This window comes from Curtobacterium sp. WHRI 8282, from assembly GCF_040223925.2.
GTDB lineage: Bacteria > Actinomycetota > Actinomycetes > Actinomycetales > Microbacteriaceae > Curtobacterium > Curtobacterium flaccumfaciens.
Genome location: NZ_JBEHCD020000001.1, coordinates 321,983 through 341,813 on the forward strand (window position 1 = coordinate 321,983; position 19,831 = coordinate 341,813).

The 19,831-nt window shown below is 67.6% G+C and carries 11 protein-coding genes; 3 read left to right on the forward strand and 8 right to left on the reverse strand.

Features of this window, described 5'->3' with window-relative positions; genetic code table 11:
* Positions 1-11: 11 nt before the first annotated feature.
* Positions 12-1,418 carry a hypothetical protein gene (locus ABRP24_RS01590; RefSeq protein ID WP_349847724.1) on the reverse strand — a complete coding sequence of 469 codons (1,407 nt, stop codon included), beginning with the start codon at positions 1,416-1,418 and terminating at the stop codon, positions 12-14.
* Positions 1,415-4,171 carry a hypothetical protein gene (locus tag ABRP24_RS01595; protein WP_349847723.1) on the reverse strand — a complete coding sequence of 919 codons (2,757 nt, stop codon included), beginning with the start codon at positions 4,169-4,171 and terminating at the stop codon, positions 1,415-1,417. The genes ABRP24_RS01590 and ABRP24_RS01595 overlap by 4 nt, the downstream gene beginning before the upstream one ends.
* Positions 4,172-4,424: 253 nt before the next feature.
* On the opposite strand from ABRP24_RS01595, the gene ABRP24_RS01600 reads away from it, so the two are divergent.
* On the forward strand, positions 4,425-5,018 hold the full coding sequence (locus ABRP24_RS01600) for a hypothetical protein (protein ID WP_214522070.1): 594 nt from the start codon (positions 4,425-4,427) through the stop codon (positions 5,016-5,018).
* Between the two features lie 253 nt (positions 5,019-5,271).
* Here ABRP24_RS01600 and ABRP24_RS01605 read toward each other — a convergent pair whose 3' ends face one another.
* From ABRP24_RS01605 to ABRP24_RS01630, 6 genes are all read right to left on the reverse strand, one after another.
* Positions 5,272-6,180, reverse strand: coding sequence for a hypothetical protein (locus tag ABRP24_RS01605; RefSeq protein WP_349847722.1), 909 nt, complete (start codon positions 6,178-6,180; stop codon positions 5,272-5,274).
* A gap of 102 nt (positions 6,181-6,282) precedes the next feature.
* Positions 6,283-7,035, reverse strand: a complete 753-nt coding sequence (locus ABRP24_RS01610) for a hypothetical protein (protein ID WP_349847721.1) — start codon at positions 7,033-7,035, stop codon at positions 6,283-6,285.
* A 230-nt stretch (positions 7,036-7,265) separates the two neighbouring features.
* Positions 7,266-7,715 carry a hypothetical protein gene (locus ABRP24_RS01615; RefSeq protein ID WP_349847720.1) on the reverse strand — a complete coding sequence of 150 codons (450 nt, stop codon included), beginning with the start codon at positions 7,713-7,715 and terminating at the stop codon, positions 7,266-7,268.
* A gap of 1,446 nt (positions 7,716-9,161) precedes the next feature.
* Positions 9,162-9,401, reverse strand: a complete 240-nt coding sequence (locus ABRP24_RS01620) for a hypothetical protein (RefSeq protein ID WP_301597099.1) — start codon at positions 9,399-9,401, stop codon at positions 9,162-9,164.
* A 920-nt stretch (positions 9,402-10,321) separates the two neighbouring features.
* Entirely contained in the window at positions 10,322-15,736 is a 5,415-nt protein-coding gene (locus ABRP24_RS01625; protein ID WP_349847719.1) for a DUF6531 domain-containing protein, read from the reverse strand.
* A 107-nt stretch (positions 15,737-15,843) separates the two neighbouring features.
* Positions 15,844-16,125, reverse strand: coding sequence for a hypothetical protein (locus ABRP24_RS01630; RefSeq protein ID WP_027466625.1), 282 nt, complete (start codon positions 16,123-16,125; stop codon positions 15,844-15,846).
* 207 nt (positions 16,126-16,332) lie between these two features.
* Here ABRP24_RS01630 and ABRP24_RS01635 point away from each other — a divergent pair, with 207 nt between their 5' ends.
* Both ABRP24_RS01635 and ABRP24_RS01640 read left to right on the forward strand, forming a co-directional pair.
* The gene (locus ABRP24_RS01635) at positions 16,333-18,498 is read left to right on the forward strand and encodes an RNA degradosome polyphosphate kinase (RefSeq protein WP_027466626.1); all 2,166 of its coding nucleotides are present in this window, start codon (positions 16,333-16,335) and stop codon (positions 18,496-18,498) included.
* Complete coding sequence (locus ABRP24_RS01640; protein ID WP_027466627.1) at positions 18,495-19,442, forward strand: NUDIX domain-containing protein; 948 nt, start codon at positions 18,495-18,497, stop codon at positions 19,440-19,442. Before ABRP24_RS01635 ends, ABRP24_RS01640 begins: the two co-directional genes overlap by 4 nt.
* Positions 19,443-19,831 lie beyond the last annotated feature (389 nt).

Consider the following 19,831-nt stretch of genomic DNA (forward strand, 5'->3'; position numbering starts at 1 on the left):
GCGTGGGTGGGTCAGTGTGCGGTGGAGTCCTCGAACCACACCAGCGAGGTGGCCTGAGCCGCGTCGTCGCCGGATGCGTCTTCGGAGCCAGCAGCGGCGGCGTTGTCGGGTCGGAGTCCGAGTGGCTGTGCCGAGGCCGCCAAGACCGTCGCGGACGCACCGAGCGCCTGCTGCCGCGTGAAGTCGAGCGCCGGACCGGCGATGCCCGCCGCGGAGTCGAGGTCGAGCGCGGCGAGGGCATCGGTCACGTCGGAGGGCTCCGTGCTGCCGGCCTTGCCGACCGCGCGGACCAGGGCGACGACGGCATCGTGGCTGCGGGCGTCCGCTGCCCCGGCGACCGCCGAGAACGGCCGGTCGCCCGTCAGGTTCTGGGCGTCGGCATCGTCGGCGAGCACCCGGACCCCACCGAGGAACGCGGACATCGCCCGACCTTCGGCGTCCGAGGAGAGCGCCCGTGCGTCGTCGGTGGCCACCCCGACGGTGCGGAAGGAGCCGCTCAGGCTGCCGCCGGCATCGAGGAGTGCGGCGCCGAAGGCCGGACTCGTCGCGTCCGGGGTGAGGACGACCGGCACGGTGACGTCTGCGGCCTGCAGTGCCGCCACCAGGGCACCCTGTCGTTGCGCGGACCCGCTGACGACGACAGCGTCCGAGTCCGGCGCGGCCTTCGGGTCGGCGTCCGCGGCCTCGGCGGTGTCGTCGTCTGCGTCGGTCGCGCCGGTCCGCGAGGCGATGGTCGCGGCGAGCTCCGCGGTGTCTGCGGTGTCGTCCCCGTCGAGGACGTGCGCCACTCGGAGGTCTGCGGGCGCACCACCGCCGAGGTTCACCAGGAGCGGCGACTTCGCGTCGCCGAGCGCCGTCGTCATCGCGGCGCCGATCGACTCGGCGGTCGGCGCGGTCGACCACGAGTCCTTCTCGGCCGAGGCGTAGGGCACCACCACCGGGATGTGCTTCTCGGCCGCCGTCGTCAGCGCTCCGGAGACGTGCTTGCCGGACGACGCGACGACGATGCCCGCGACGCCGCTCTTCGCCAGGGACTCCACCGCGGTCTTCGCCCCCGCGGACGTCCCGCCGTCGTTCTTCGTGACGAGGGTGATGTCGGTCCCGCCGAGTGCCAGTCGTCGCTCGGCGACCAGGGCACCCTGTGCCGCCTCGTTCCACTCGGAGCCTTCACCGTCACCCAGGGTGACGACGACGCCGATCTTCGTGGTGTCGGGGACGTGCTTGACGGTGATCTCCACCGGCACCGTGGCCGGGACGGCCTCGGCCGGCGTGCTGCTGCCGATCGCCCGGAAGGTCAGGACGGCGGCGACCACCGCGGCGACCAGGAGCACCGCGATGGCGGCGATGACCAGCGGACGGCGATTACGCGGACGTCCCGCCTCGGTGCCGTCGGACTCGTCGATCGTCTGGTCGCTCATCGGTCCGCCCCGATCCGGAAGGTGTACAGCGTGGTCGAGGTCGCGCTGGCCGGCACCTTGAGCTGGAAGGCGGGCAGCGTCGTCGCGGCGTCGAGGGAGGCTCGGAACTGCTCCTGCTGGAGCAGGATCCCGGCGACGTCCTCGGCGCGGACGTTCGCGTAGCCCGCGGCGTTCTGCGATGCCAGGGCGAGCTGGTAGTCGGCGGAGTCGGACTTCGCCGCGCTCGTGGCCATCGCGCCGAGGATGCCGGATCCGTTCACCTTGCGGTCGCCCAGGTCGAGCATCACCCGGTTGAGGTCGCCGGTCAGCAGCGTCGAGGCTCCCCGCACGTCGCGCGTCGAGGCGCTCGTGCTCGCAGCGATCTGCTCGAGACTCGAGGCCGTCTGACGGTCGACGGCGGATGCCAGCTCGGAGCCTTCCTGCTCGAGCGTGCCCTTCTGCTCGTCGATCGTGCCCTTCGAGTCCTTCGTGACCTCGCCCGAGGTGGACCGGAGCCCGGCAATCGACTTGTCGAAGGCCGAGATGACCGCATCACGGCTGCCCTTCGCAGTCTCGCTGACCTGCCGCACCTGCTGGTCGATGATCTTCTGCACGTCCTTCTCGGACTGCGTCGATGCGTCGGCGAAGGCCTTGCGGACCGCGTCCTGCAGCTGGGTCTGCTGCGTGCTGATCGCGGTCAGCTGGGTGCCGACCACAGCGCTCGACTTCGTTGCCTGCTCGACGAGTTCCTGGAGCTCCTGTGCCGCTCCCTCGACCGAACCGCCGTCGTTGCTCACTGCCCGGCGGACCGCGGCGATGCCGTCGTCGAGCGCGGCGACGTCGTCGGATAGCGTCGTGACCGCGGCACCGATCCCGGTCTCGGAGCGGAGATCGGTCGCCGCGACCACCGCGTCCCACTGCTTCGCCTGGTCCGTGAGGCGTTCGTCCATCGGGGTACTGAAGCGTTCACCGGGCTGCAACGTCGTGCCCTCTTCGGCACCAGGGCACGGCGTGGCGGTCAGGTACCCGCGCAGCGCATCGGCCTGCTCGGCGTCGAGCTGGTCCGTCGCCGCGAGGGCGCAGAGCTGGTCGGCGACCTCGAGGTTCTGCGCCTGCATCGAGGTGCTGAACAGACCGTCGCCGGCGTTGCCCACCAACCCGCGCGCTGCGACTGCCTGCCGGTTCACCGTCGTGACGGCGTCGCGCACGGGGCCGAGGTCGTCAGCGGTCTGGTCGCGGAGGTCCTGCAACGCCTGCAGGGTGCGCGCGACCTCACCGGTGCCGTCGGCGCCGAGGGCCTGCACGGCGGTGTCGATCTCGCCGAGCTTGGCGCGCAGGGCGTCCGACTGCTCGATCGCCGTGTCCGCGAGCTTGGGGTCGAGCTGGTCGGCGAGCTGCTGCCCGGTGCTGACCAGACCGATCAGCGAGGTGCTCACCGCACGCGACGAATCCCAGAGCGCGCAGGTCAACGATCCACGGGCCTCCTGAGGGGCACACGTCGTCTCGTCCGGCGACGCCGGGCCGACCGCTCCCGCCAGCTGCGCACTCACCTGCTGCTTGCACGCCTCGCTGGCATCGGCGTAGCCGGTGAGCTGCGCCGAGACGCGGAGGAGGTTGCCGTAGACACTGCCCCCGGCGGACGGGGTCTTCGGCGTGGCCGCGCACCCGTTGCCGTCGAGCACCGTTGCCGGCGCGGTCGCGGAGGTGTCGCCGAGCAGGCTGTCGAGACTCGTGGTGGTCTGCTGGAGCTGCTGCAGCACCGTCGACTGCGTGGCCTTGACCGTGGTGCCGAGGTCGCTGTTCAGGGAGCCGAGCTGTCCGGAGAGGGACTGCATCGTGCTTGCAAGGGAGGAGCTGCTCTCCTTGAGGCGCTCGGCCGTGCTGACGCCGAGGGTCTCCGACGTCGTCTCGAGGTTCGACCGGACCTCGGTGATGGTGCCACCGGCACGCGCCAGCACCTCGTTCACCTGCGAGATCAGGTCGATCGTGCGGCGCTGGAGCGCGAGTTCGGAGTCGCTGTCGGACCCGAAGGCCGCGTTGACGACGCCCGTGGAGGACAGGTCCGTGGAGAGCCCGGGCTGCGCGGCGACGTCGATGGTCGGTGCGGTGAAGTCCTCGACGTCGGCGACGAGGTGCAGCGTGCTGCTCGCACCGGAGGTCGGCGGGGCGAGCAACCGGCCCCACTGGACGACCGCGTCGCCGTCCTCGTTGGTGCTCACGACACCATCGGTCGACGAGCCGGAGTCGGCCGAGTCCGTGACGACGCGGTCGGCGGCGGTCCCCGCCAACACGGTCGACGCCGCGATGCTGAAGGGCGCGCCCACGAGTGCCGGGGTCGAACGCGACGTGCCTGCGACGTCGTAGGTCAGGTTCTTCGACGTGACCGTCAGGTTCTCGATCGTCAGGTCGATCGACACCCGACCCGAGTACCCGTCGAGGTCGGCCAGGTCCGTGCCGGTCTTCTTCTTGGTCGAGTACTGCGTCGTGATGCGCAACGGCAGGTCACTCGCTGCCTTCGCGGGGTCGTGCTCGGTCGTCGCGGACGAGGAGTCCTTGCCTGCGACGGAGATCGCGGTGTCCGAGATCGAGGTGATCGAGCCGTCCGCGGCGAGGCGCGTGTCGACGGTCTGCAGGACCCTCGAAGGGTCGGCAACAGGCTTGTCGTCGGAGGTGCAGCCGGCGAGCACCAGCGCAGCGATCCCCGTGACGGCGACCGTCCCCGCGATCCGTCGTCCGGTCCGTCGTGCTCCAGTGTTCCCGGCACGCTGGTTCATCACGGTCTTCCCCCCAAGAGAATCGTCGAGCACATCGATGCTAGTTGCTGAACGGCGTCAGATCCGGGCTGGTCTCCCCCGGGAACCACCCCCGTTCGGGCCACAGCTCGCTACTGAAATCCAACATAGAGCATCCGCGAGGGTGCCCGTACCTGTCCACGGGGCGCTGATACTCTGCACGCATGATCCAGGGGGACCAGGGCGTCACGCCCTTCGAACGCCGGCGCACGAACGCACGAACGGGGGCGGACCGGTGAACATCAACCTGTCGCCGGTGCTCATCGCGCTGATCGCCATGATCGCCATCCCGGCCGCCGTCAGCGCGCTCGTCCGTCAGAACGACCGGAAGCGGCCACCGTCCACCGTCGTGGGCGACGAGGCGTACGGCGTGCTCTTCACCGTCCGTGCTCGCCGGTTCAGCTACCTGCTGCTCCGGATCATCGGGATCGTCGTCATCGTCGTCGGCGGGTTCTTCTTCCTGGCCACGCTCAGCCTGCTCGACGACCCCGACGCGATCGGCATGCTCATCGCCGGCGTCGGCATGGTGCTGTTCGGGATCCTGTTCGTCTACCTCGGCGTCGGTCAGAAGCGCCGTCGCGTCGAGGCGTACGACTCGCAGCTGGTCGTGACGCCGATGTTCCGTGCCGCGCGGACCGTCGACCCGGCAGCGATCAAGCGCATCCGGCCCACCACCAACCGGTTCGGTGGCCTGGACATCAAGGTGAACGGCCAACGCGGCGTGATCAGCGTCCTGTCGATCGACGCCGCCTATCCCGAGCTCTGTGCATGGCTCGAGCAGCGGGCGCCCGCGCAGTGGGGTGAGTTCGTCGGGGCCTTCGGGCGCTGAGCGGCGCGCTGCTGCTGCTCTGGGCCGCCGGACCTGTCGCGATCCACACCCCACGCAGCACAAGCACCCCGCAGTCGGACGCCTCGAAGACGACCTGCGCCGTGCGCCTCCAACGTGATCCGCCGGACGAAGAAGCCCAGGAGAGGGATGACGACGAAGACGACGATCGAAGTCGCGATCCTGTCCTGCCGCACGCACCTTCACGGTGCGAGTCGTTCACCCCTCGTGTGACGCATCGACACCGGCCGGGAAGTCACTGGGGCTCGCTGACGGCGTACACCTCCGGGGCCAGCGGCACCCACGGTGCATGCTCCCTGACCCAGTACGACGCGCCACCGACGGTGAATGCGTACGCCCCGAGGGCACGGTCGTAGCGGCGGGCGAAAGCGTCTTGGTTCCCGAACGAGATCGTCTTCGAATAGGTCAGACGGCCACAATCAGGCGTGTCGAACCCCACACCAGCGTAAGAAGCGCCGACGCCCTTCGCGGACCGACTCGACAGTGTGACCGCTTCCGCAGACGTCACCGTGCATGTGACCCGCTCCCGGTGCGCGCTGTCGTATGCGTTCATGACGAACAGGCCCGGGAACATGGCGAGCGTGAAGAGGTAGAAGGCGACGATGGTCAGCATCGATATTGCGCTGCGGACCGGCTTCGGCTTCGTTTGGTGAGTGAGCTTGCTGAAGAACGCCTGGTGCTGGGCCCAAGGCTCGCCGCCGTTCTGATCGAGCCAGTCGTTCAGCGCGTCGTAGTGGCGGTGGAACCGGTTCGATTGGAACCCACGTCGTCCGCGAGCGGTTGCAGCGCTGAGGACGTCGTTGCCCTTCCCTGACGCTCGAAAGTGGGCAAGTTCGCCAGGACGGATGGTCCTGGTGCGGTGGAGGTTAACGGTCGCCTCAAGTCGGTCAGGGAACACCTTGACGCGAGTACGGATCGTGGTCACCGCCAGGAACAGTCCCAGCAGCCCGAAGAACAGCAGGAGCGCGCTACACCAGATGTGGGTGAACCACGCGCCACCGAACACATCCTCCGAGCACGCCAACCACAGTCCTGCGGCGACTACCCCAGCTGACAGCAGCATCCACGCTACTGGCACCATCCTGTTCCCGCGGACCAGCACCGGCTTGCCGTGCGACGCTTCCAGCACGTGTTCCCCAGCCACCCTTCGACCGTATCGGGCGACACCACCGTCGACGCAACGGCTCGCTGGACGCACTACCCATGCGCTCACTGGTGACTCCCTCGTGGAGTGCACCAACGTCAATCACGGCAGCGAAGGCCGAACAGTCAACACCTCGCCACCTCGCCAGGTTCCTGCGACCCCGTCGACTCTCTTCTTCGTAAGAAACGCTTCGACGATCTTCAACGCGGCCTCAGCGTTCAATGTGAGGCCGCGAGCCACGGGGGCAGAAACGCTCCCCATCGCGACCTCGATCAGGTCCGCCGCATCGACCGGACCTCCGAGCGGAAGCTCCCACCGCTCTTCATCGGTCACGTCTTCAGTCCTGAAGACGATGATGTTCTGTGTGGCATCACCACAGATGTTCATCTGACGATCTCCGTCGATAACGGTGACCAACGTCCGTTTACGGCCGTCGAGGGCACGGACCTTCGCCTCCAGTTGAGCCGCAGTCGGGGAGTTCTGCACGTATCGCCGGCCGCGCACCCACCACTGCAGCGCAGGTCCCGAGGCTCGGTCACGACCAGGGAGTCCCCTATCGGAGTACCGCCGGGCCAGTGCCCCGAGGGTCCAACCAGCTATGAAGCTCATGAACCAGGTCTGGATCGACAGCTGCGCACCAACGAGCAAGAACTTGGCTGCAAGGGGCCCTCCGAAGAACGCGACCGCAAGGCCGACCATTGCCCACCCCGAGCCGAGGAACCCCAGCAGGCCGGCAACGGTGACGGCGAGCAGGACATTCGCCAAGACGACCGGAAGCGTCAGCTGTTGTATCCCGAAGAAGAACGCGACCGCGGTCGTGAAGGCGATCAGCGCGATGTTGCCGACGACGCCCACGTGAGTCAGTGGGCGATAGCGGCGCATTCGACTTCTCAATTCAACATCACCGACCCTCGAGTACAAGCGGTGACTTGCCGCCGCCGCTTGCCGAGCGCTCTTCTGGCGGCGCTTGCGGAGCAGCCCCGGGGAAGGAACAAGAGCTGCACCTTCACTGGTGCCGAACAGGACGCACTACTCGACGATGCTGCACGTCGGACGGTTAGAGCGCCACTGAACACGAGCCGAGCTTAGTCCTGAGCTACGTAGGACTGCACGATCACCGGCGTCCGGAAAGCGTGGAGCGTTTCGCGCCATTTGAATGACCCAGCCCCGATGCGGAATTGCACACGGCCGGCGGAGCTCAACTCGTCCGCGATCTCCTGCTTGTTCTGCTCAGTCACTCCGCGCCTCAGCACCAGGGGGCCGCAATCCTTCGTGTCAACTTCAACCTGATCGAACAGGGCGCCGGCACCCCTCGAGGAAGTCGAGCCGCCTGACGATGCCTCGGCTTTCTGGACTTCGCAAGTCTCCTCGATCTGGTTCGATCTATCATACGCCTTGAACAGCTGCCCACCGCCGACTATGCCGATCGTGCCGAGAACCGCAAGACCGAGAACGGAGGAAACAAGAACGTTTCCCCATTCCTGCTTCTTCCGCTGAACATCAGCGACCTGAGCTTCTTGTTCCAACTGCTGCACCTTCTCCGTCTACACCGCTACACGCCTCGGCGGCGAGCACCTCTGGCCTTCTACACCAGACAACAGGGCGTTCGTCGATCCCTGCACGGGCCCGTCACCTCCGAGCAGCACCCATTCTTTTAGGCCGCCAACGGAAAGCATCACCAGGCAATCACTAGCCAGACGATGGCCGCAACTCATCGGTCGCCCTTTCATTGACGCAGAGCAACGTCTTTGCAGAAAGCTATCAACGCACTTCGGTGTAGCTGTAAATCGTTGGCGCCACTTTCAAGAGCTTGAGACCCGAGCGCAGATTGTATGAGCCCGCACCGACTTCAAATCGATAGTTTGCACCGGCAGTAACCATGGAAGCTATTCGCTTCATGTTCGACCTATCAACGCCCTCAAGGTAGAGAAGGTTGCCACAGTCGGTATGGAAGGCAACTTGCGGTTCCGAGCCCCCTGCGCCGTTTGCGGATCGTGAAGACGCGATACTCGCCTCCGCGGATCGGACCTTGCAAGCGACTTCGATGCGATGCCCGTCGTCGTACCACCCTAGAATCGACGGGCCGAACCCGAAAGCTATGACCGGGACACCGATCGCCAGAAAAAGAACGGCCACAGCGCTCAGGCGTTCCCTTCGGATCCGGGCCCGACTCTTTGGTAAACGGGTGGCTCCGGCCGGCGCGTGGTCTTGCTCAGGAACGCTCACGAGAAGACTCTATCCTCGGTGCCGAGCAGTCGAGCTCTGCACGTCAGGTCCTTCAGCTCCTCCGACAACGCCGCTCCAGAAGGTCCTGGAGGTTGGCTTTCGAAGCGCCACCACCGGGCCGAGCTATCTCGTTCAGAACGCTCTCTTTGCCAGCTCCATTCCGTACGTTTCTGGCGACACATGCAAGAGACGCAGTGTCGCACGAAGGTCGAAAGACCCCTTTCCGACTCTGAACATGTAAGACCTGTCAATCTCAACAGCGTCGGCTATTTTCCGCATATTGTCGCGCGACACTCCACGTTTGAGAATGAGTTTACCGCAGCTCGTGCCGATCACCACCTGAGGATCAGAGCTTCCGACACCGTTGGTCCCCTGGCTAGACGCAATATCGGCCTGTGCGGAGTTGGCGACACAGCGCACCTTGATCATGTGATGAAGGTCGTAGGATTTGAGAATGGACGGCCCGACCCCGAAGAGCATCACAGGGCCACCGACAATTAACACCAACACAACGATCGCTGTGACCCGACCTCGCACAACTCGACGACGGCTCTGAACTCTGGGCTCTTCGGCCCCGTACGAGAACTTGTCACGCACCTATCTCTCGCAATCAAATCTGTCAATGGCGATCCGGCACATTGACGTCCGGTGCCTGCGCCTTATCCTCCAGCACCTGGGCGACGCTCGGGGCGTCGTGCGACCAGAACGCTCCGCTCCCCCTCTAGATAGCCGTCCGCCCCTCACTGCCAAACTCATCACAGGAACGTACGCGTTTCCTTCAGCAGCGCGTGGAGGCAGGCTTCAAAGGCCTTGGATGCAGGCACATCGCCGGTCCCGTCTGGTTTTGTCACGTAGAGATCGTTCATCCCACCGGCTCCCGTATTCGTCGCTGAATAAATCGTGCGATAGATACGCCTCCGCCCAAGCATGGTCTCGTCAGCATCCAATGCGTCGGCATTCTTAAGGTAGAAGGATTGCGCTGAATGCATATTCATCCGCCCTAGGAATGCGGCTATTTGTCGACTTAGCGTCACTACCCTGTCGCGCCGATCTCTTCTTCTTGACATCATTCATCCTTCTACGGAGCGAAGGGCCACGTCTTGATGACATCAGCATGGGACCATCCATCTGGAACATATGCCTGGTTTCCCCCACCCCGGCGCACAGAACCGTTCAAATCACGCTGAGCTGCTGCGAATCCTCGATACGCAGGCATGTTCTGGTCGAGTCGCGCCGTAAATCCCGAGTTTTGCTTTGAATCGCTTCCGTTCGGCCATGTCTCTGGAAGCGCCTTCTCACTTCGGACCTTCTCGATGCTCGTTGGCGCATCCGTTGACCACCAGTTCCCGGTGTGACGGCCGTCGATGTCACCCGACCGGTGTAGCACGGTGCTCTCATCGACGTGACCCATGTGGTAGGACCATCCGGCGAACTTCTTCGTGGGGATGAGCTGTTCGATTCTCTCGATCAACGCTCTCAAGGAGCCTTCTCCAAACTCGGGCGCTGCTCGACGATAGACCCGTGCTTGCGGGGACGAAGGATATAGTTCGCCGCACGCCATCGAGGGAGACGGTACCGATCAAGGCTCGATGCGGCGCAATGGCATACCGAGATATCGGGTCGGCAGCGACACTTGGTCCAGCTGACCACTCGTCAGTCGACAAAGGTCATCGAGCGTTCCGTCGCGTTGCTTCGGAGAAACTCAGTACGAGCGCCCCTAACCCGCTCCGAAACGGCCAAGAATCTGAGACGAGGCGAGCAGCCTCCGTAACGTGAATCCTGTACGCGTCACTGGTTGGCTGGTGCTCGGCCGCGCGGAGGAGAACAGAACGCACGGCGCCGATCTCCTCAGATGAGGCGGCATCGTCGGGGCCCCGCTCCTCCAACGCTTCGATGAGATCCGAAATAGTCATGCTCACTCCATTCTCTGCAGGACGCTCGGGTCGGGCACGTACATCTGGCGCCCCCCTCCGGGATAACCGAAGTTGGGACCGACCTGACCCGAGAGGTACTTCTGCCCCTCAGGAATCTGCCACTGCGCGAGGCGCTCCATGCTATTTACCTGCGGCAGGGCCAACTCGCTCCTAGTTGCTGGGAGCGTCGGAGTGAGGTACCGCCCTGCTGCTTGCGCCTCTCCTCCGTAGTGGCGAAGACCGTACACACTTGAGTCTGCAGTCTGGAGAGACACCGTTCCCGGCGAGAACGACTGCAGCGCCTCGACTCGGTATTGGCGCGGCACTCCCTGCTCCTGGAGCCATTGTGACGCTTCCCGCACGCCCTGGTACGGATTCGGGCTGAGGTCGCCGAGGCGCTGGGTAGGCCCGCGACCGCCGAGCGGCACGAGGCCGGTGGCCGACGATTCCGCCGTTGCTCTGAGCAAGCCGTTGACCGTGTGCGGCCCCGGTGCGGCCGCGTAACTTCCGGCACCGTTCGCGCCGCTCTCCGCGACATTGCTTACGATGCCCTTGACGAGCGCCGATCCGCCGGCTCTTGCGACAGCTGCCCCAGCACCAGCTCCTACCGCACCGCCGACCGCTCCGATAGCAGTATCGACGCCGACGCGTCCCCAGTCGACCTCGCCGGTGGAGGCCTTTTGCGTCGCCACTGAGATGCCACCAGACATCAGAGCCCCAGAGGCTGCCATGAGCGCAATGCCCGCCGGTCCGCCCACCCCGGTGCACATGAGCGCGATGCCGCCGACGATCGCCGCCCCCGCGACGACGTATTCCCAGTTGTTGTTCCACCAGTTCCCGACGGCAGCGATTGCACCCTGGTTCGCGTCCCGGTACGCCTGCATGTCGGCATCGGTCGCCGGCCGCAACCCGAGCGGGTCGACGGCCTGCAACGGATCGTTGCCCGCGTACGAGTACGGGTTCCCCGACCACGCGGCACCCAGGATCGGCGCGAGCGGATCAACCGACAGGAAGCCCCGCGCCGCTGGGTCGTACACACGGGCCCCGAGCCACTCCACCCCTGCGACGGACACCCCACCCGAGCCGGTCAGGGACACCCCCGCGGGCAGCCCGACGTCGGTGACGGCAGCGAGCGCAGCCCACGGGTCCGCAGCATCGGTCGCGCGAGCACTGCGCCAGGCGGGCTGCGTCACGGCATCGCCGATCGCGGTGACACCCCCCGGCAGGTCGAGCAGCGACGTGTCGGCGATGCTGATGAGCGACGGCACGACCGCGGCGGAGTCCCACCACGTGGCGACCCCACCCACCTCGGCGAGCTCACCGAGCGCGTCGACCCAGACGTCGAGCCGACCGGTCTCGGCGTACGAGGCGTCGCGGTCGACGACGGCAGCGAGGTACCCCAGGTCGGACCACGCGTATTCGGTGGTCGAACCATTGGCTGCGGTCCGCCGGATGCGGCGGCCGAGACCGTCGTGGACGTACTCGGTGCGGCCGGCCTCGGTGGTCGTCGCGACCAGCTGTCCGGCAGCGTCGTACTCGTGGCGCGTCTCGACACCGCCGACGGATTCGACGACGAGTCGCCCACCGTCGTCGTAGGCCCACGTCGACTCCCCGGCGCGCACGAGCTGCCCGGCGGCGTCGTACTCGTACGACACCGCCCCCGACGGTCCGTCGACCGCGGTGATCCGCGCGTCGGCATCGCGCTCGATCCGCGTACTGGTGGCACCGTCGAGCGTGGTCGAGGTGTGCGCGACGAGGGCGCCTCCCTCGTACGACCACGACTGCACCAGGTCGCCCGTGGCCGCCTGGACGATACGACCCGAGGCGTCGTAGGTGAACGCGCCGGCAGCGGTGCCGTCACGGTCCACCCCGACGACACGGCCGACGGCATCGCGACGATAGGTGGTGCGGGTGCCGTTCGGGTCAACCCGAGCAGTGCGGTTGCCGTCGGCGTCGTACTCCCACGCGACGGACTGGTCGCCTCGGGCTCGGCGGACGAGCAGGCCGCGGCGGTCGTGCTGGAGCTCGTGCTCGATCGTCCGGCCTGCACCACGGGTGTGGTCCGACACGACGACAATTCGGTGGACGGCGTCGCGGGTGATCTCCGACTGCACCGCACCGTCGACGAGCACGGCCCGCTGGCGGCCGGCTGCGTCGTACGTCCACTCGGTGGTGCGGCCGTCGGGATCCGTCTGGCGGATCTGGCGCCCGGCCGGGTCGTAGGCCGCCGTGGTCGTCCGTCCGAGCGGATCGGTGACGGCGACCACGTGGTCGGCGGCGTCGTACTCCCGTCGAGTGGTCCCGCCGGCAGGATCGGTGATCGTCACCAGGCGCCCGCGCTCGTCGTACTCGAACGAGGTGACCCCGTCGAGACCGTTGACGACCTGGATCAGCTGCCCGGCGGGGTCGTAGCGGAACCGACGACGGCCGAAGCGTGCGTCGTGGCTGGAGACGAGCCTCCCGGCCAGGTCGTAGCGGAACCGCGCAGTGCCGGCACCCGGAGTCGTCTGCGTGACCACGCGCCCGACGGCGTCGTACGTGATCTCCTCGACCTCGCCGGTGGGCAGGGTCCGGGCCACGACACGGGAGTCCGCGTCGTAGGTGAGCGTCGTCCGCGCCCCCGCGGCGTCGGTGGCTGCGGCGGGACGCCCGCAGGCGTCGTACTCGTACGTGGACCGCGCACCCGAGGGGGCGACCAACGCGACGACGCGACCGGCGAGGTCGCGCTCGAGGCGGGTCAGTCCGCCTTCGCCGTCGACGAGTTCCACGGGACGACCGGCGGCATCGTAGGTGATGAGTTCGGAACCGGTCTCGTCAGACGTGGACTCGACGGGTCGGCCGTACTCGTCGAACCGGACGGTCGCGGTGTCGAAGGCGCCGCGCAGGGTCGCGACGCCGGTCGCGACGTCGTCCGAGAACTCCTGACGGACGCTCGTCGGGTCGACGGTCGCCGTCAGCTCGCCGACGACGTCGTACTCGCGACGCCAGGTCGCGCCAGCGGGGTCGGTGACGGCCTGGAGGCGCGACAAGGCGTCGTGCGCGAACGTCCAGACCGCGCCGCCCGGCAACGCGAGCTCCGCCAGGTTCCCCTGGTCGTCGAACGTCCGTGAGACGCGGCGACCCAGCGGGTCGGTCGTTGTCGCGAGTTCACCGTTCGGGGCGTACTCGAGCGTCGTCCGTGCTCCGAGCGGGTCCGTGATCGCAGCGATCCGTGCTCCGGCGGCGTACTCGAAACGCCAGACGGCTCCGTCGGCGTCACGTCGTTCGACGAGGAGCCCGGCGGCGTCGTAGCGGTACTCGCTCCGTGCGCCGGAGGGGCTGATCGCGGCGACCGGGTGACCGGCGGCGTCGCGCTCGATCCGAGCGGTGTCGCCGACGGCGTTGGTGGTCGAGACCAGCTCACCGAACGCGTCGTAGGAAAGCGTCAGGACCACGCCGGTCGGGTCGACGACGTGGGTGAGGGAGCCGTCCTGCCAGGTCAGCTCCGTCCGGCCGCCGACCGGGTCGACGATGACCGACGGGTCGCGGTCGTCGCCCACGTACTCGTAGCTCACGACGGCACCGGCCTCGGTGACGACCGTCGTCACGCGGTCCTGGTCGTCGTACCCGTAGGTCAGGTCGCCGCCGGACGGCGTGACGGTCCGGGTCTTCCGGCCGCGGTCGTCGTACGCGTGGACGGTCACCGACCCGTCGCGCTCGGTCGCCGACACCAGGTTGCCGTGCCGGTCGTAGCTCATGGACTGGCGTCGGTCGTCGGAGTCGATGACCCCGACGAGACGCCCCTTGGCGTCGGCGATGTAGGAGTTCGACCGCGAGCCGTCGTGGTCGGACACCACCGTGACGCGGCCAGGCAGGTACGCGAAGCGCACGGAGCGGCCGTGCGGGCTGATCTGTTCGACCACGCGGCGCTGGTCGTCGTAGGTGTTGTCGACCTCGACGACACCGGCCGCACTCGTGACCGTCGTGATGAGGTCGTCGTCGTTCCAGCCGTACGTGCGGGTGCCGACAGCGTCGGTCACCGAGACGAGTCGGCCGCGCTCGTCGTACCCGTACTCGACCCGGCGACCGTCGGAGGCGCGGAGCACCGCCACTCGGCCGTCGACGTGGTCGATGTCGATCGAGCGCCCGCGCTCGTGTAGCAGGCGCACGACGACCTCGTCGGCGTCCCGCTCGACGCGGACCGCGGTGCCGGCCCCGCCGCGCTGTCCGAGCCACAACCCGGACGGCGAGAAGTCGATGCGCTCACCCTGGTTGTCGCGGACGACGAGCCGGTTGCCCTCGGCCGCGAGCCAGCGGTTCTCGCCGACACCGCGCGCCCACCCCTCGCCGTCGCGCGGGAACCGGACCTGACGACCGTCGGCGCCGACGAACGACGCGCCCTCGTCGTCGAGGAGCAGGCGGGTCTCGAGGATCGACGCCCACCCCGGACCGAAGAGGCCGACGTGCTGGTCGAGGGAGTTGTACATGCGGGTCACCTGCAGCGCCGCAGATGCACCGGTGAACGCCAGGTCGAGCTCCGGCTCGAGGAAGTTGCCCGTCGTGGTGTTCACCGGGTCCATCGAGTAGCCGGTCGTCGGCTGGGCGCCGTAGGCCGATGGTGGATCGAACTGCAGGTCGGTGCGGGACTGCGAGACCCCGGCGGCAGCCAGGGCTGCGGCGAGCGCGGCGTCCGAGACGGTGGACACGGCGCCCTCGCCGCCAGCTGCCGCGAATGCGTCGGCGATCGTGTTCGCCCACGTGACGTCCTGGTCGTTGGCAGCAAGCCACTTGTCGAACGCCGACACGAGCCCGTCGGCGTTGATCGTGCCCCACGAGCACTTCGTCGCGAAGTCGTCGAGCTTGCCGCGGAGCCCCGCGGGCTTCCCGGCGAGGTCGCTGTTGAGCGAGGTCGATCCGGCGGCGAAGGAACGCAGGTCCTCCGGCTTGGCGGACGAGGTCCCGCCGCCACCACTCCCACCCGCGCCCGGATTCGGGGTCTGGCGTGTGGTCGACTTCGCACTGGCGGGCGCGAAGGTCGGAGCATCCTCGTGCTTGACCTCGGGTGGGGTGTCGTTGCCACTGGCCCAGTCGACGGCGACTTCGATGAAGTTGCGGTTCTCGTGCTGTTCGTACCAGTCACTTGCCTTCTTGCGGCGAGCGTTCTCGCTCTTCGCTGCCGCCTTCATCTGGTCGACCCAGCCCGCGACGGTGCGCAGGTTCGTGGCGATGTCCTCGGCGTCACTCTTCGCGGTGCCGGCGTTCTGCGCGAAGAGCTCGGAGAAGTGCCCGCGGAACTCCTGCGATGCGGTGGTGACGTAGGACTGCCGCGAGCCGGCCTGACCCTCGATCGACTCGGCCGCGTCGTTCAGCGCCGTGCTGAGTGCGTCGGCCGTGCCGTTGTCGAACTTGACTGGCTCATTGCCGTGCAGGTCAACCATGGTTCATCCCCCGAAGTCGTGCTGATCGTGCTGGTGAAGCGGCCCCACCGACCGCGAACGCCCGGACCGCCGCGAGTGCGACGGTCCGGGCGGGAACAGGCCGGTGCTTACGCGCCGCCACCTGCGGTGAAGATGTCCTGCGAGATCTTGTCGAGCTGCGTGCGGAGCTGCTCGAGCTCGGTCTTCGCCTTGTCCAGAGCAGCCTTGGTCTCCGGCCAGGTGGACCCGCGGAACGTCGCCGCGAGCGGGCCGTCCCAGACGTTCGAGTCGGACAGGATCCGGCCCTGGGCGTCGAGCTGCGAGATCTGGTCGGTGAAACCACCGTTGATGATCGACTGGACCTGACGGATGGCGGTCTTGGCCTGCTCGGTCGAAAGGACACGCGACATGATGAACCTCTTTCATTCGTAGCTGCACCCCCGCGCAGTTAAATCCCCCCGGAGGCTCTGACACGGCCCACCATACCCACAAAACCATGCAGATGTCACCGTCGGTATATCGTGACCCTTCCTCCACATCCGAACGGTTCACCGCCGGTTTCCACAGCGTCCACCGAGGCCCCTCCGGTGGCAGGGGCCGGGTGGCAGGATGTGGGGATGGACACCGAACCGCAGCTCGACGGCGAATCCGTCGCACCCGACCTCGACGACTTCGACGAAGTCATCGAGATCGAGCACGAGTCACTGCCGACGGACCGCTACTTCGACCGCGAGCTCAGCTGGCTCCGGTTCAACCAGCGTGTGCTCGAGCTGGGTGAAGACCGCACGCAGCCCCTGCTGGAGCGGGCGAACTTCCTGGCGATCTTCGCGTCCAACCTCGACGAGTTCTTCATGGTCCGCGTCGCCGGCCTGAAGCGCCGCATCGACACCGGCATCGCCGTCCCGACCAACGTCGGCCGTGCCCCCAGCGACGTCCTGCGTGACATCGCGAAGAAGGCCCACGAGCTGCAGGACCGGCACGCCCAGGCCTTCATCGGGTCACTCAAGCCCGACCTCGACGCCGCGGGCATCCACATCGAGCACTGGTCCGACCTCGACGAAGCCGACCGGCAGCGGATGCGGGAGTACTTCAACGAGCAGATCTTCCCGGTGCTCATGCCCCTGGCCGTCGACCCGGCGCACCCGTTCCCCTACATCTCCGGGCTCTCGCTCAACCTGGCGGTGCGGGTCCGCAACCCGAAGTCGCAGCGCCAAGAGTTCGCGCGCCTCAAGGTGCCGCAGAACTTCTCCCGCTTCATCAAGCTCCCCGACGACAACTCCGGCCGGATGCGCTTCATCCCGCTCGAAGACCTCATCGCGAACCACCTCGACGACCTGTTCCCGGGGATGGAGGTCCTCGAGCACCACGTGTTCCGGGTCACCCGCAACGAGGACGTCGAGATCGAGGAGGACGAGGCCGAGAACCTCATCCAGGCCCTCGAGCGCGAGCTCCTGCGCCGCCGGTTCGGTCCGCCGATCCGCCTCGAGATCACCGAGGACATGGACCCGGTGACCCTCGACCTGCTCGTGCGTGAACTCGACATCACCGAGGAAGAGGTCTTCCGGCTGCCGTCGCCGCTCGACCTCGGCGGACTGTTCGAGATCTCGAAGATCAACCGTCCCGACCTGCACTACCCCAAGCACGTGCCGACCACCCCGGTGCAGTTCCAGCCGGGTGAGCCGAACACGAAGCCCGACCTGTTCCGCGCGATCAAGGCGAACGACGTCCTGGTCCACCACCCCTACGAGTCCTTCGCCACGAGCGTGCAGGCGTTCCTCGAGCAGGCCGCGGCCGACCCGAACGTCCTGGCGATCAAGCAGACCCTGTACCGCACCTCCGGCGACAGCCCCATCGTCGAGGCGCTGATCGACGCTGCGGCCGCCGGCAAGCAGGTCCTCGCCCTGGTCGAGATCAAAGCTCGCTTCGACGAGCAGAACAACATCACCTGGGCCCGGAAGCTCGAGAAGGCCGGCGTGCACGTCGTCTACGGCCTGGTGGGGCTGAAGACGCACTCGAAGCTGGTGCTCGTCATCCGGCAAGAGGGCGGGACGCTCAAGCACTACAGCCACATCGGCACGGGCAACTACAACCCGAAGACCTCGCGCATCTACGAGGACATGGGGCTCTTCACCTCGGACGACACGGTGGGCAAGGACCTGACCCGCCTGTTCAACGAGCTGTCCGGCTACGCCATCGAGAAGAAGTTCAAGCGCCTGCTCGTCGCACCGCTGCACCTGCGGAAGGGCCTGCTCAAGCGCATCCAGACCGAGGCCGCCAACGCCCGCGCCGGCAAGCCCTCGGGCATCCGGATCAAGGTCAACTCGATGGTCGACGAGCAGATCATCGACGCGCTGTACCTGGCGAGCCAGGCCGGGGTGCCGATCGACGTGTGGGTGCGCGGCATCTGCTCGCTCAAGCCGGGCATGGAAGGCGTCAGCGACACCATCCGCGTGCGGAGCATCGTGGGGCGCTACCTCGAGCACTCCCGCGCGTTCGCGTTCCACAACGACGGCGACCCGGCGGTGTTCATCGGCAGCGCCGACATGATGCACCGCAACCTCGACCGACGCGTCGAGGCGCTCGTGCGACTGGTCGCCCCGGACCACATCAACGAGGTCCAGGAGATGTTCGACCTGGCGATGGCCGACACCGCCAGCTCGTGGCACCTGGAGTCCGACGGCGAGTGGACGCGGCACTCCACCGACGATGCGGGCCGTCCGCTCGAGGACGTGCAGAATGTGACCATGCGGAAGATCTCGGCCCGGAAGCGCTCGACTCGGTGAGCGGCGGTCCCTCGGGCCCCGTCGTCGCTGCGGGTGCGGTCGTCTGGCGCGAACAGGACGGCACGCCCCTCGTGCTGCTCATCCACCGCGACCACCACAAGGACGTCTCCCTGCCCAAGGGCAAGGTGGACCCGGGCGAGGCCGTCCCGACGACAGCCGTGCGCGAGATCGACGAGGAGACCGGGTACCGCGTCCACCTCGGCGCACCGCTCGGCACCGCCGAGTACGTGCTGCCGAACGGCCGCGACAAGGTCGTGCACTACTGGGCGGCCCGGGTCTCGGCGAAGGAGTACGCCCGCGCGGGCGCCTTCGTGCCGAACCACGAGGTCGCGGCGCTCGAGTGGGTGACCATCGACGACGCCCGCAACCGCCTGACGTACGAGCGGGACGTCGCGATCCTCGACCGGTTCGCCGAACGCGCCGCCGCGGGACAGCACCGCACGTTCGCCCTGATCACCCTGCGCCACGCGAAGACGGTGCCCGGCTCGGACTGGGACGGCCCCGACGCCACCCGTCCGCTGCTGCCCGTCGGCCGCTCGCAGGCCAAGGCGGCCGCGGCACCGGTCGCAGCGTTCGGCCCGAAGAAGATCGTGAGCAGCACGGCGGCGCGGTGCCTCGCGACCGTCGAACCGCTGTCCGCCGCGACGAAGCTCGGCGTCTCGAGCACCCCGGACCTCAGCCAGGACGCCCACGACCGCGGAGCCGCCGACGTCAAGGGCGTCGTCCGGCGCCGGCTCGACAAGGGCAAGACCGCCGTGTTGTGCTCGCACGGCCCGGTGCTGCCCGACATCATCGCCCGGATCGCCACCGCGACCGCCGACGAGTCCGGCCGCTTCGACCTGCGTCGCGCCGCGATGCTGTCGGTCGGGGACTTCTCCGTCATGCACATCGCCGGGGACACGCTCGTCGCGGTCGAGACGCACCGCAACACGATCCCGGCGTAGCCCGCCACCGGCGGATCGCAACGGTCCGGCGGTCCGCAGCCCTGCCCGACCGCAGCGTCGGCGGACGACGGTGTCGCCCGACCGCAGCGCCCCGCCGCACGGCTGCCGACGCGCCCGGCACCCGGCCACAGGACGGGGCCGCGCCGCGCCCGGGAACGCGATCCGGGCCTCCCGACCGCTCGTCCGCGAACATGCGTGCGCATCTTCCAAACGAGCGCACAGTGCCCCCGATCCTGCTCCCTGCGCGGGTGCGGCGCACGCCGCCCCGACGCGGACAACCCCTCGTTCACCTCCCGTTCACCAGCGGGGGTGATTGCGGTCACCTCGCGTCCCTACAGTCGCTCCCGGGTCGGCACCGGCCCAGGGACCGCAGTGGTCCCACTGCATTC

Coding starts and splice junctions, on each gene's coding strand:
- ABRP24_RS01590 (WP_349847724.1), bottom strand. CDS start 1,418: ATGAGCGACCAGACGATCGACGAGTCCGACGGCACCGAGGCGGGACGT.
- ABRP24_RS01620 (WP_301597099.1), bottom strand. CDS start 9,401: ATGAATATGCATTCAGCGCAATCCTTCTACCTTAAGAATGCCGACGCA.
- ABRP24_RS01630 (WP_027466625.1), bottom strand. CDS start 16,125: ATGTCGCGTGTCCTTTCGACCGAGCAGGCCAAGACCGCCATCCGTCAG.
- ABRP24_RS01595 (WP_349847723.1), bottom strand. CDS start 4,171: ATGAACCAGCGTGCCGGGAACACTGGAGCACGACGGACCGGACGACGG.
- ABRP24_RS01635 (WP_027466626.1), top strand. CDS start 16,333: ATGGACACCGAACCGCAGCTCGACGGCGAATCCGTCGCACCCGACCTC.
- ABRP24_RS01625 (WP_349847719.1), bottom strand. CDS start 15,736: ATGGTTGACCTGCACGGCAATGAGCCAGTCAAGTTCGACAACGGCACG.